We start from the raw sequence: 13,668 nt of genomic DNA on the forward strand, positions 1-13,668 counted from the left end.
GATTGATTGATCCAGCTCACATTCCCCGGATAAATAAGGCACACCAATTTAACTTGCTGTCATATAACTTTATACTGCCATTGTTAATTAATGGTTAATCAGGTGTATTTAATGAAGACAATTGCCTCGGCTTCACTCCCCAAAAATGTACAGATGCCACTGTACGATCGCCAACGCTTAACCTCGCGGATCGTACATTTTGGTTTCGGTGCTTTTCACCGTGCTCATCAAGCATTGTTGACCAATCGCGTACTCAATACGCAGGGAGGAAACTGGGGGATTTGTGAGATCAGCTTGTTCAGCGGCGATCGGCTGATGAGCCAGCTTCGTGAGCAGGATCATCTGTATACCGTGTTAGAAAAAGGTGCTGACGGCAATCAACCGATAGTGATAGGTGCCGTTAACGAATGCCTGAACGCCACGCTGGATTCGCTGGCGGCCATTATTGAAAAATTCTGTGAACCGCAGGTGGCGATTGTGTCGTTAACCATCACGGAAAAAGGCTACTGTATTGATCCATCCACCGGGTCGCTTGATGTCACAAACCCACGCATTATTCATGATTTGCAGTCGCCGGATGAACCGCACTCAGCGCCGGGCATTATCGTCGAAGCCCTGCATCGCCGACGCGAACGCGGATTACCGCCGTTTACCGTACTCTCGTGCGATAACATCCCGGACAACGGGCATGTGGTGAAAAACGCGATCCTGGGCATGGCGCAAAAACGTTCGCCTGAGCTGGCGGCGTGGATACAACAGCAGGTCAGTTTTCCGGGCACCATGGTCGACAGAATTGTCCCTGCCGCAACCGACGAATCGCTGGAAGAAATTGCCCAAACGCTGGGCATCGCTGACCCCTGTGGCATCAGTTGTGAGCCGTTTATCCAGTGGGTGATTGAAGACAATTTTGTCGCCGGCCGCCCGCAGTGGGAAACCGCCGGTGTCCAGATGGTTGATGACGTGCTGCCGTGGGAACAGATGAAACTGCGGATGCTAAACGGCAGTCACTCATTTCTGGCCTATCTTGGCTATCTGTCCGGGTTTCAGCACATCAGCGATTGCATGCAGGACAACGCCTTTCGTGAAGCGGCTTACCGTCTGATGATGACGGAGCAGGCCCCCACGCTGCACATCACTAACGTCGATCTAAATCAGTATGCCGAAAGCCTGCTGCAACGTTTTGCCAATCCCGCACTGAAGCATAAGACATGGCAAATCGCGATGGACGGCAGCCAAAAATTGCCGCAAAGAATGCTGGAAGGGATCCGCGTACATTTATCACGGCAAAGCGACTGGCCTCTGCTGGCACTGGGCGTTGCGGGCTGGATGCGCTACGTGAGCGGCATTGATGATGCGGGTGCAGCCATTGATGTGCGCGATCCGTTGCGTGATAAGATCCGCGCGCTTGTCGAGCACAGTTCCCTATCAGAGCGCGTCAGCGCACTGCTTTCCCTGCGCGAGATTTTTGCCCCCGATCTGGTGCAGAATCCGCAATTCGTCGAAGCTATCGAGCAGGCCTGGCAGAATATTGCGCAATATGGCGCGCATCAGGCCGTCATGCAGACGTTAAAAAATTAACAATTTCTGCCATTCAGCGGGACGAAGCGCACCTTCGTCCTCTCTGCCCTTCTCTTTTTATCCTTTTTTCGCCAGGATTGTTGAACGCTATAACAGCATTTGATGATTCTGGAGCCAACGTGACCAAAACCAACCTCATTACCGGTTTTCTCGGCAGCGGTAAAACCACCTCTATTCTTCATTTACTCGCCAACAAAGATCCCGCTGAGAAGTGGGCTGTGCTGGTCAATGAGTTTGGCGAAGTCGGTATTGACGGCGCGCTGTTGGCCGACAGCGGCGCACTGCTAAAAGAGATCCCCGGAGGATGCATGTGTTGTGTTAACGGTTTGCCGATGCAGGTAGGCCTTAATACGTTACTGCGTCAGGGCAAACCCGACCGGTTATTGATCGAACCTACCGGCCTCGGGCATCCAAAACAGATTCTGGATTTACTCACCGCCCCGGTTTACGAACCGTGGATCGATCTGCGCGCGACACTCTGTATCCTTGACCCTCGCCTGCTGCTGGATGAAAAAAGCGTCGCCAATGAGAATTTCCGCGACCAGCTGGCCGCCGCTGACGTTATCGTCGCCAACAAAACCGATCGCGCGACGGCTGAAAGTGAACATGCCTTGCAAACCTGGTGGCAGCACTACGGCGGTCACCGTCAGTTGGTTCATGCCGACCATGGACACATTGACACGCAGTTACTGGATTTACCGCGTCTGAATCTGGCAGAGCTTCCCACAAGTGCGGCACACGCCCACCAGCATGCCGACAAAAAAGGGCTGGCGGCACTGAGCCTGCCGGCACAGCAGCGCTGGCGTCGTAGTCTCAACAGCGGTCAGGGGCATCAGGCCTGCGGCTGGATTTTCGATGCGGACACCGTGTTCGATACCATCGGCCTGCTGGAATGGTCGCGTCTCGCGCCGGTAGGTCGCGTAAAAGGCGTCATGCGAATCAAGGAAGGATTGGTACGCATCAACCGTCAGGGTGATGACTGGCACATTGAGACCCAAAACGTCGCACCTCCGGACAGCCGTATTGAACTCATCTCGGACACCGAGACTGACTGGAACGCGTTACAGGGTGCATTGTTGAAGCTTCGTTTAGACGCTAACGCGTAAGGTTGCCTGCGATTTTGGCAATGGTGAACGATGATGAAAACCCGATACCCTTTTATTCTCCTGCTTAATATCGCAGGTCTGGCGCTGTTTCTGTCCTGGTATATTCCAGCCGGACATGGGTTCTGGTATTCCATCGATTTTGGTGTTTTCCACTTCTTCAACCAAAAACTGGTCGACAGCCCAATGTTCCTGCGGGTTGTCGCAATCACCAACAACCGCGCGTTTGACGGCTGCTCGCTGTTGGCAATGGGTGCCCTGATGCTGAGTTTTTGGCGCAAAGAAACCCCGGACGGGCGCCGCCGTATCATTGCAATTGGTCTGGTGATGCTGCTCACGGCGGTGGTATTAAATCAGTTAGGCCAGGTGCTTATTCCGGTTAAACGCGCCAGTCCAACCCTGATGCTGGATAATATTCATCGTGTCAGCGAGCTGCTGCATATTTCAACCAAGGATGCGTCAAGTGACAGCTTCCCGGGCGATCACGGCATGATGCTGCTTATTTTTTCCGCATTTATGCTGAGGTATTTCGGAAAAGTCGCAGGATTAATCGGCCTTATTATCGCTGTTGTTTTTGCCTTTCCTCGCGTAATGATTGGTGCTCACTGGCTTACTGATATCGTGGTCGGTTCGATGACCGTCGTTTTGACTGGCCTGCCCTGGTGGCTAATGACACCATTAAGCGACCGTTTGGTCACCCTGTTCACGAATTATCTCCCCGGTAAAAACAAACATTTTTTAAACAAATAACGCAGAGTAATTAACATCATCAGGGATACTTCTGATTCCCTGATGATATCTGACGATAATCTCTCTTGCTGACTGTCATTCTCTTGTCATCTTATTCCTGTTGAAAATGAATGAATTGTGTGTTTTTCAGCCTAATTGTTCTTAATTTAGCCAATGCCGTTTATTCACTTTCTGTATCAATTTTTCTTATAAGAAATCACGTAAAATCACTCGCAATGACTGTGGCGATCGGGTAATCTCGAACTCGTTTTGCCTCGCGAGATAATTATTCTCTTTACGAATAAATTTGTGCGTTCTACCACAGATTTGACCATAAAGAATTGTCTCATCGTGCGTAGGTAATTAGTCTCGTCATGTTTGGCATTTTTTATAACGATATTTATCGTTAAGGACTTCAAGGGAAAACAAACAACATGGTCAAATCTCAACCGATTTTGAGATATATCTTGCGGGGCATACCCGCGATAGCAGTTGCGGTTCTGCTTTCTGCATGTAGCACAACGAACACCGCCAAGAATATGCATTCTGAGACGCATGCTGTGGGCAATGGAGATAACTCTTCACTGCAAGCCTCTCAGGATGAATTTGAAAGTATGGTACGTAATATCGATGTTAAATCTCGTATTATGGACCAATACGCTGACTGGAAAGGCGTGCGTTACCGCCTTGGCGGCAGCACTAAGAAAGGGATTGATTGTTCAAGCTTTGTACAGCGTACATTCCGTGAACAATTTGGTTTAGAGCTTCCTCGCTCAACCTACGAACAACAGGAAACGGGTAAATCCGTTTCGCGCACCAATCTGCGCACCGGCGATCTGGTTCTGTTCCGTGCGGGCTCTACGGGCCGTCACGTCGGTATTTATATCGGTAACAACCAGTTTGTACATGCCTCGACCAGCAGCGGCGTTGTTATTTCCAGTATGAACGAGCCTTACTGGAAAAAGCGTTACAACGAAGCCCGCCGGGTTCTGAGTCGCAGTTAATTCGTTTGGCAGCTATCCCTTGGCTATCCTGATGAGACAAATCAAAAGCACTGCTTAGGCAGTGCTTTTTGCTTTTCTTTTTCACAACAGAAAAATCTCACGATAAGCGTCAATCCAGGCTATAGTCTTACAAATTAAGCGGTTTAATAATAAGCAGTTACTGCAGGAAAACATAAAGAACTATGTTCAAACGCGCCTCCTCTTCCGGTCGAAAAATCCTGATCACCTGCATTTTAACGGGGCTCGTCGTCGCCTTACTCGTCAGCACATTGCAATTTTTCGTCTCGTGGCACAAACGAGAAGTGAAGTACGACACGCTGCTCTCCGATATACAGAATTACGTCAAAAGTTACTTCTCTGAACTCAAAACAACCACTGATGAACTGCAACCCCTGGTCACTGACAGTTGCCAACAAGTTGCGGCTAAATTAACCTCCAGCGCGGCCTTTAGTCTGAACGTACGTGCTTTTTTGCTGATAAATGACAGCATCGCATTTTGCTCATCCGCCACGGGCCCCATGAATACCCCCATCCAGGAGCTGATGCCGTCGATTAATCTCAACCGCGATATCGATGTGGCTCTGCTCCCAGGTACGCCGATGGTGCCCGACAAACCCGCGATAATGATTTGGTATCGTCATCCTGCCCTGATGAATAGCGGCGTATTTAGCTCACTGAACATCAATCTGGCCCCCTATCTTCTCTATACCGCCCGGCAGGATGATTTTGACGGTATTGCCATCATCGTCGACAACATGGCTATTTCGACATTTTCAGCTCACCTGATACCCGTCTCCGATCTTCCTGATGCCTCATCCCCGCGACAGGCGACGATTGACGGCCTGCCGGTGACTGTGCGGTTGTACGCACAAGAGTGGACGTATAACGATATCTGGTATTCCCTCATGCTGGGGTGCATGGCCGGAATTATGGCGGCACTGCTTGTCTGGTACTACATCTACACCCTCCGTTTACGGCCCGGGAAAGATATTCTCAACGCCATCAAGCACAATCAGTTTTATGTGGTTTACCAACCGGTCATGGAGATGCAAACGCTGGAGGTAAAAGGCGTAGAAGTCTTATTACGCTGGCGTCATCCGACAACGGGCGAGATCCCGCCGGATGCCTTTATTCATTACGCCGAATCGCAGCAAATGATTGTGCCGCTCACCCAGCATCTCTTTAAGCTGGTGGCCCACGATGCGCCTGCGCTGCAAAAAGTACTCCCCAAAGGCGCAAAATTGGGGATCAATATTGCCCCCTCACACCTGCATGGCGAGAGTTTCAAAGCAGATATTCAGGAACTGAGCGCCGCGTTACCCGCCAACTATTTTCAGGTGGTGCTGGAAATCACCGAACGCGATATGCTCGATCAGCACGAAGCCACGAAAATCTTTGAATGGATACATGCTGCCGGGCTCGAAATTGCCATTGATGATTTCGGCACCGGCCATAGCGCCCTCATCTATCTGGAACGCTTTACGGTTGATTACCTGAAGATTGACCGTGGGTTTATCAATGCCATTGGTACCGAGACGCTGACGTCGCCGGTACTGGATGCCGTGTTGACACTCTCCAGACGCCTGAATATGCTGACGGTTGCTGAAGGCGTAGAAACGCAGGAGCAGGCCCGGTGGCTGCGCGATCGCGGGGTGCATTTCTTCCAGGGTTACTGGGTCAGCCGTCCGTTAAAGCTGGCTGATTTCGTACGCTGGATGGCGAAGCCAGATATGCCAAAGTGGTGATCGCACAGTGCGATTCGTCGATACACAACGCTTGCCGGAACCTCCCCGAGGCTCGGACATGAGGTCCATCGGCAGGTGGACAAGAAAAGGAAAACCCGTGCATAGGATTGTTCGCGTACTGCTGCTATTTTTCACCGTTATAGGTTTTAGCGCTCAGGCTCAGTCCATCAAAGAAAGCTATGCATTTTCCGTACTGGGCGAACCCAAGTATGCGTTCAATTTTACCCACTTCGACTATGTGAATCCCGCTGCCCCCAAAGGGGGGCAAATCACGCTCTCGTCCATCGGCACCTTCGATAATTTCAACCGCTACTCGATGCGAGGGAATCCCGGCGCCCGGACTGAATCACTTTACGATGCGCTGTTTACCACTTCCGATGATGAACCCGGTAGCTATTACCCGCTCATTGCCGACAGAGCCCGCTACGCGGACGACTATTCCTGGGTTGAAATCGCCATTAACCCGCGCGCGCGTTTTCACGATGGGTCACCAATCACCGCCCGCGACGTTGCCTTTACCTTCCACAAATTTATGACCGAAGGCGTGCCGCAGTTTCGTCTGGTATACAAAGGGACCACCGTTAAAGCGATCGCCCCGTTAACCGTGCGAATTGAGTTAGCCAAACCGGGTAAAGAAGACATGCTCAGCCTGTTTTCATTACCGGTGATGCCTGAGAAATACTGGAAAGATCACAAGCTCAGCGACCCGTTATCCTCCCCCCCCCTTGCCAGCGGACCTTACCGCATCACCCAGTGGAAAATGGGGCAGTATATTGTCTACTCACGGGTCAAAGATTACTGGGCCGCTGACCTGCCGGTTAATCGTGGGCGCTGGAATTTTGATACCCTCCGCTACGACTATTACCTTGATGACAACGTGGCCTTTGAAGCATTTAAAGCCGGTGCATTTGACCTGCGTCTTGAGAACGATGCCAAAAACTGGGCAACACGTTATACCGGTAAGAACTTCACAAAACAGTACATCGTCAAAGCCGAACAAAAAAACGAGTCGGCGCAGGATACGCGCTGGTTAGCGTTTAACATCCAGCGTCCGGTGTTCAGCGACCGCCGTGTTCGTGAAGCGATCACGCTGGCCTTTGATTTTGAATGGATGAATAAGGCGTTGTTTTATAATGCCTGGAGCAGGACGACCAGCTATTTCCAGAACACCGAATATGCCGCCAAAAATTATCCCGACGCGGATGAGCTGGTGCTACTTGCACCGATGAAAAACGATCTGCCTCCTGAAGTCTTCAGCCAAATCTATCAGCCACCCACATCAAAAGGCGACGGTTACGATCGTGAAAACCTGCTGAAGGCCAGTGCACTCCTGGACAAGGCCGGATGGGTATTGAAGGGGCAGCAGCGGGTCAATATCACCAGCGGCAAAGCACTGACTTTTGAGCTGTTGCTCCCGGCAGGCAGTAACAGCCAATGGGTATTACCGTTCCAGCATAACCTGCAGCGGCTGGGCATTACGATGAATATCCGCCAGGTCGATAACTCACAAATCACCAACCGCCTGCGCAGCCGCGACTATGACATGATGCCAAGGCTGTATCGTGCGATGCCGTGGCCCAGCTCGGATCTGCAAATTCTGTGGGCCTCCGAATATATTGATTCCAGCTATAACGCTCCCGGCGTGCAAAGCCCGGTCATTGATAAGCTGATTAGCCAGATCATTGCGGCGCAAGGTAATAAAGCAAAACTTATCCCGCTGGGACGCGCACTGGACCGCGTGTTAACCTGGAATTATTACATGTTGCCGATGTGGTTTATGGCCGAAGATCGGCTGGCATGGTGGGACAAATTTTCGCAGCCTGCCGTTCGCCCGATTTACACCATCGGCGTGGACAACTGGTGGTATGACGTCAACAAAGCGGCCAAACTTCCCGCTGCCAGACGACAGGGAGAATAAATGGGCGCATATCTGATTCGACGTCTGCTGCTGGTGATCCCGACGCTCTGGGCCATCATTACCATCAACTTTTTTATCGTGCAGATTGCCCCAGGCGGCCCGGTCGAGCAGGCCGTTGCCGCCATTGAATTCGGGCAAAGTGGCGCACTGCCGGGCGCCGGTAGTGAGGGTGTGCGTGCCAGCCACGCGCAAACCGGCGTCGGGAACATCAGCGACAGCAATTATCGTGGTGGTCGCGGCCTGGATCCGGAAGTGATTGCTGAAATCACCCGCCGTTACGGATTCGATAAACCGATTCACGAACGTTATTTCAACATGCTCTGGAACTATATCCGCTTCGATTTTGGCGACAGCCTGTTTCGCAGCGCCTCGGTCCTGACATTAATCAAAGACAGCCTGCCCGTCTCCGTCACGCTGGGATTATGGAGTACGCTGATTATCTATCTGGTGTCGATTCCGCTGGGGATCCGCAAAGCGGTGTACAACGGCAGCCGCTTTGACGTGTGGAGCAGCGCATTCATTATTATCGGCTACGCCATCCCCGCATTCCTGTTTGCAATTTTATTGATCGTTTTCTTTGCCGGCGGCAGCTATTACGACCTTTTCCCGCTACGCGGTCTGGTTTCCGCCAATTTTGACGCTCTGCCCTGGTATCAAAAAATCACCGATTATCTGTGGCATATCACCCTGCCGGTGCTGGCAACGGTGGTGGGTGGATTTGCCGCACTGACGATGCTAACCAAAAACTCCTTTCTGGATGAGGTTCGCAAACAGTATGTCGTCACCGCGCGCGCTAAAGGCGTTAGCGAGAAAAACATTCTGCGCAAACACGTCTTTCGTAACGCCATGCTGTTGGTGATAGCCGGTTTTCCAGCCACCTTCATCAGTATGTTTTTCACCGGCTCACTGTTGATTGAAGTCATGTTCTCGCTGAACGGTCTGGGATTACTGGGCTATGAATCGACCGTGTCACGCGACTATCCGGTGATGTTTGGTACGCTTTATATCTTCACGCTGATCGGCCTGCTGCTCAATATCCTCAGTGATATTAGCTATACGCTGGTCGATCCACGTATTGATTTCGAGGGACGCTAATGTCGCGCTTAAGCCCCGTCAATCAGGCCCGCTGGGCGCGTTTTCGCCACAATCGCCGTGGCTACTGGTCGCTGTGGATTTTTCTGCTGCTGTTCGGCTTAAGCCTGTGTTCCGAGCTGATTGCCAATGATAAGCCACTGCTGGTGCGCTATGACGGCAGCTGGTACTTTCCACTGGTCAAAAACTACAGTGAAAGCGATTTCGGCGGCCCGTTAGCCACCAAAGCAGATTATCAGGATCCGTGGCTGCAGCAGCGTCTGGAAAGCCAGGGATGGATCCTGTGGGCACCCGTGCGCTTTGGCGCCACCAGCATTAACTTTGCCACCGACACCCCCTTCCCTTCCCCGCCGTCCGCACAAAACTGGCTGGGCACCGATGCCAACGGCGGCGACGTACTGGCGCGCATCCTCTATGGGACGCGCATTTCCATCCTGTTTGGTCTGATGTTAACCCTGTGCTCCAGCGTCATGGGCGTGATGGCCGGTGCGCTGCAGGGCTATTACGGCGGAAAGGTGGACCTGTGGGGGCAACGCTTCATTGAAGTCTGGTCCGGGATGCCGACGCTATTTTTGATAATCCTACTCTCCAGCGTCGTCCAACCCAACTTCTGGTGGCTATTGGCCATTACGGTCGTGTTTGGCTGGATGAGCCTGGTCGGCGTGGTACGCGCAGAGTTTTTACGCACGCGAAACTTTGATTACATCCGCGCCGCACAGGCGCTCGGCGTGAGCGATCGCAGCATTATCCTGCGCCACATGCTGCCGAATGCGATGGTCGCCACGCTGACCTTTTTGCCGTTTATTTTATGTAGCTCAATTACCACACTGACCTCGCTGGATTTTCTGGGGTTCGGCTTACCACTCGGCTCCCCGTCGCTCGGAGAACTGCTGTTGCAGGGCAAAAACAACTTACAGGCACCGTGGCTTGGGATCACCGCATTCGTGTCGGTAGCCCTGTTGTTATCGCTGCTGATCTTTATTGGTGAAGCGGTACGCGACGCATTTGATCCCAACAAGGCGGTATAAGATGACGCAACCTCTGTTAGCCATTGACAATTTATCGGTCGGTTTTCGTCAGCAGGGAACCGTACGTACCGTGGTGAACGAAATTTCATTGCACGTCGAAGCCGGGCAAACCCTGGCGCTGGTGGGCGAGTCCGGCTCGGGTAAAAGCGTCACCGCACTCTCCATTTTACGTTTGCTCCCCACACCTCCGGCGGTCTATCTTGCCGGTGATATCCGCTTTCACGGTGAATCACTACTCCACGCCAGCGAACAAACGCTACGCGGCGTACGGGGGAATAAAATCGCCATGATTTTCCAGGAGCCGATGGTGTCGCTCAACCCGCTGCACACTCTGGAAAAACAGCTCTATGAAGTGTTGTCACTGCATCGGGGGATGCGTCGGGAAGCCGCACGGGCAGAGATCTTGACCTGTCTGGATCGCGTCGGGATCCGTCAGGCCGCCAAGCGTCTGGCGGATTTCCCACACCAGCTTTCCGGCGGAGAGCGTCAGCGCGTGATGATCGCCATGGCGCTGCTCACTCGCCCTGAACTGCTGATTGCCGACGAACCCACCACCGCACTGGATGTTTCCGTGCAGGCACAAATCCTGCAACTGCTGCGCGAGCTACAACGCGAGCTGAATATGGGCCTGCTGTTCATCACCCATAATCTCAGTATCGTCAAAAAGTTAGCTGACACCGTTGCGGTGATGCAAAACGGTCAGTGCGTTGAACAAAACCGTGCCGGGCAACTGCTTTCTGCCCCCACCCATCCTTACACGCAGAAATTGCTCAACAGTGAACCTGCCGGCGATCCAGTACCTTTACCCACCGGCCACCCCCCCTTGCTGGAAGTGGAGCAGCTTCGCGTCGCTTTCCCCATCCGTAAAGGGCTGCTTAAGCGCGTGGTGGACCATAACGTGGTGGTCAACAACGTCAGTTTTTCTCTGAAACCGGGAGAAACGCTGGGACTGGTTGGCGAATCAGGATCGGGGAAAAGTACCACCGGTCTGGCACTGCTGAGGCTCATCGCCTCACAAGGTCGCATTGTATTCGATGGTCAGGCGCTGCATACCTTAAACCGCCGTCAACTGCTGCCGGTACGCCACCGCATTCAGGTTGTCTTTCAGGACCCTAACTCATCGCTGAACCCGCGCCTGAGCGTATTACAGATTATTGAAGAGGGGTTACGCGTGCATCAACCCACGTTGTCTGCCGAGCAACGTGAAGCGCAGGTGAAAGCGGTAATGGCAGAAGTCGGCCTGGATAGCGACACGCGGCATCGTTACCCTGCCGAGTTTTCCGGTGGTCAGCGTCAACGTATTGCGATTGCCAGAGCACTGATTTTAAAACCATCGCTGATTATTCTGGATGAGCCGACATCGTCACTCGACAGGACCGTCCAGGCGCAAATCCTGACGTTGCTTAAGTCATTACAGCAAAAGCATCGCCTGGCCTACATCTTTATCAGCCACGATTTGCATGTTGTACGTGCGCTATGCCATCAGGTTATTGTGCTACGGCAAGGAGAGGTCGTGGAACAGGGGCAATGCGAGCACGTCTTCAACGCGCCACAACAAGCCTATACGCGTCAGCTGCTCGCGCTAAGCTGACGCTCAAAATGGGTTATTATTTGAAAAAGGTTCTGCGATAGCCACGCCGAAATTTTTCAGTCTGCAGGTCGCTGCAAATTCATCCTGACGATTGACGAACAGACACGGCTCCCCTTCACATTCCAGTACGGAACACGGAACTTCAATGTCGCTCAACGCCTGGCTGAGTTTATGCATTACCGACCACGCACTGTCACCGTCCGGACTGAGTAACTTGAGCGCCACCAGGCTATTCTCATTGCTCTGGCCGTTTTGCGGAATCGGTTCAACTTTTGAACCTGCGAAACCCACCGACCAACGATAGCACTGCGGCAGACGGTGAACGATTGAGAGTTGTAATGTCATCACTTTCTTTCCCTGGAAGTACAATTACTTCACAATTATTTTACATCAATATTAACACATCATTGACAATACGTCTTTAGACAGTTGGCAAACGTTTACACCCTGTCTGTATGCCACTTTCCGAACCCAATATTTAAATTTATTCAACGGTTCTGGCAGTTTTCCGGGCTATATGTACGCGTTTCTGCGATCTAACTCAACCTTTTTAACTACAATGATGTGACTTTTTACATAAATTGATTTTACATAAAATATACATAACCAGGGGAATAGATAGATTAGCGGTTGATGTACATCAACTCCGGGGGGCAAATGCCCCCCAGGTTGTGTATTAGATCACCGTTTTTTGGCTCGACTGGCATAGAGATAGAAGAGAATGGAACAGGACGCACAAAAGGCAATCGTCCAGATCATCGGCCAGGCCGAGTTAAAGGTCGCCAGTGACAGTAGCGCACCTACAATGGCACCGATGCCAAAGCGGAAGGTTCCCGCCAGCGACGACGCCGTGCCAGCCATATGCGGGAACTCATCGAGGATCACTGCCATCGCGTTAGATGACACCATCGATACGCAACCAACAAACGCCGCAACACCGACCACCAGCGCCCAGAAGCCCAACCCGAACAGCGCGCTAAATACCATCCAGCCCGCCATAACAAACTGGATCCACAGCCCGGTGCGGAACATATTCAATGCCCCAACCCGCCGAACAAAGCGGCTGTTAATAATGGTCATCACAAACAGGAAGACAATGTTCAGCGCAAAGTAATAGCCAAAGTTCTGCGGCGAAACATGGTTGATCTCAATGTAGACAAAGGGACCAGCGCTGAGAAACGAGAACATCCCGGCAAAACTAAATCCGCTGGCCAGCATATAGCTCAACACGCGCTTATGGCGAAACAGCGAGGCGAAATTGCCCATTGTGGTACGCAAACGAAACGGCTGGCGTCGCTCAACGGGCAAGGTCTCTTTGATCAAGGTGAAAATCATCACCGAAGCCAGAATTGCCGCCACGGCCAGGATCCAAAAGATGTAGTGCCAGCTTAACCATACCAGCACCCAGCCACCGACAATCGGCGCCAGCAGCGGCGCAATCGTCGTGACCAGCATGACGAAGGACATCATGCGTGAAAACTCTTCTTTCGGATAAATATCGCGCATCAGGGCGTTGATCACCACGCTCGCCGCCGCAGCCGCCAGGCCGTGGAAGAAACGCATCGTAATCAATTGATCGATAGTTTGTGCCAGCGCGCAGGCGACTGCCGCCGCCGCAAACACCAGCGTTCCCCCCAGAATCACCGGCTTACGCCCGATGCTGTCTGCCATAGGGCCGTAGATCAGTTGCCCCACTGCAAACCCCAAAATATAGGTACTGAGGGTCATTTGCGCACTGCCCGCAGGCACGCCAAACTGAGCAGAGATCACCGGCAGCGCCGGAAGATACATATCAATCGACAACGGCATTAACATGGCCAACAAGCCAAGGATAAAAACAATGGCAATTGAAGAGTTCTGCCGGGTGGTCACATTTAGCT

At 52.2% G+C, this 13,668-nt stretch carries 11 protein-coding genes; 9 read left to right on the forward strand and 2 right to left on the reverse strand.

Features of this window, described 5'->3' with window-relative positions; translation table 11 throughout:
• Positions 1-111: 111 nt before the first annotated feature.
• The 9 genes from FDW98_RS11785 (at position 112) to yejF (ending at position 11,788) form a co-directional block, all read left to right on the forward strand.
• On the forward strand, positions 112-1,578 hold the full coding sequence (locus FDW98_RS11785; RefSeq protein ID WP_096756461.1) for a mannitol dehydrogenase family protein: 1,467 nt from the start codon (positions 112-114) through the stop codon (positions 1,576-1,578).
• A gap of 119 nt (positions 1,579-1,697) precedes the next feature.
• Positions 1,698-2,684, forward strand: a complete 987-nt coding sequence (locus FDW98_RS11790) for a GTP-binding protein (protein WP_096756460.1) — start codon at positions 1,698-1,700, stop codon at positions 2,682-2,684.
• A 33-nt stretch (positions 2,685-2,717) separates the two neighbouring features.
• Positions 2,718-3,431: a phosphatase PAP2 family protein gene (locus tag FDW98_RS11795; protein ID WP_096756459.1), complete on the forward strand. Its 714-nt coding sequence runs from the start codon at positions 2,718-2,720 to the stop codon at positions 3,429-3,431.
• A 413-nt stretch (positions 3,432-3,844) separates the two neighbouring features.
• Positions 3,845-4,414 carry a bifunctional murein DD-endopeptidase/murein LD-carboxypeptidase gene (gene mepS / locus FDW98_RS11800; protein WP_096756458.1) on the forward strand — a complete coding sequence of 190 codons (570 nt, stop codon included), beginning with the start codon at positions 3,845-3,847 and terminating at the stop codon, positions 4,412-4,414.
• A 182-nt stretch (positions 4,415-4,596) separates the two neighbouring features.
• Positions 4,597-6,159, forward strand: coding sequence for a cyclic di-GMP phosphodiesterase (locus tag FDW98_RS11805; RefSeq protein ID WP_096756457.1), 1,563 nt, complete (start codon positions 4,597-4,599; stop codon positions 6,157-6,159).
• A gap of 58 nt (positions 6,160-6,217) precedes the next feature.
• Positions 6,218-8,077 carry an extracellular solute-binding protein gene (locus FDW98_RS11810; protein ID WP_096756456.1) on the forward strand — a complete coding sequence of 620 codons (1,860 nt, stop codon included), beginning with the start codon at positions 6,218-6,220 and terminating at the stop codon, positions 8,075-8,077.
• The gene (locus FDW98_RS11815; protein WP_096756455.1) at positions 8,078-9,172 is read left to right on the forward strand and encodes a microcin C ABC transporter permease YejB; all 1,095 of its coding nucleotides are present in this window, start codon (positions 8,078-8,080) and stop codon (positions 9,170-9,172) included. It begins immediately after the preceding gene.
• Complete coding sequence (locus FDW98_RS11820; protein WP_096756454.1) at positions 9,172-10,197, forward strand: ABC transporter permease; 1,026 nt, start codon at positions 9,172-9,174, stop codon at positions 10,195-10,197. The genes FDW98_RS11815 and FDW98_RS11820 overlap by 1 nt, the downstream gene beginning before the upstream one ends.
• A gap of 1 nt (position 10,198) precedes the next feature.
• Positions 10,199-11,788 carry a microcin C ABC transporter ATP-binding protein YejF gene (yejF, locus tag FDW98_RS11825; RefSeq protein ID WP_096756453.1) on the forward strand — a complete coding sequence of 530 codons (1,590 nt, stop codon included), beginning with the start codon at positions 10,199-10,201 and terminating at the stop codon, positions 11,786-11,788.
• A 3-nt stretch (positions 11,789-11,791) separates the two neighbouring features.
• Here yejF and FDW98_RS11830 read toward each other — a convergent pair whose 3' ends face one another.
• Together FDW98_RS11830 and FDW98_RS11840 are read right to left on the reverse strand one after the other, a co-directional pair.
• Positions 11,792-12,136, reverse strand: coding sequence for a YejG family protein (locus FDW98_RS11830; protein ID WP_029139605.1), 345 nt, complete (start codon positions 12,134-12,136; stop codon positions 11,792-11,794).
• Positions 12,137-12,469: 333 nt separating this feature from the next.
• Positions 12,470-13,660 carry a Bcr/CflA family multidrug efflux MFS transporter gene (locus FDW98_RS11840; RefSeq protein WP_096756452.1) on the reverse strand — a complete coding sequence of 397 codons (1,191 nt, stop codon included), beginning with the start codon at positions 13,658-13,660 and terminating at the stop codon, positions 12,470-12,472.
• Between the last annotated feature and the right edge of the window lie 8 nt (positions 13,661-13,668).

This window comes from Citrobacter sp. wls711, assembly GCF_005281055.1.
GTDB classification, from domain to species: Bacteria; Pseudomonadota; Gammaproteobacteria; order Enterobacterales; family Enterobacteriaceae; genus Citrobacter; species Citrobacter gillenii.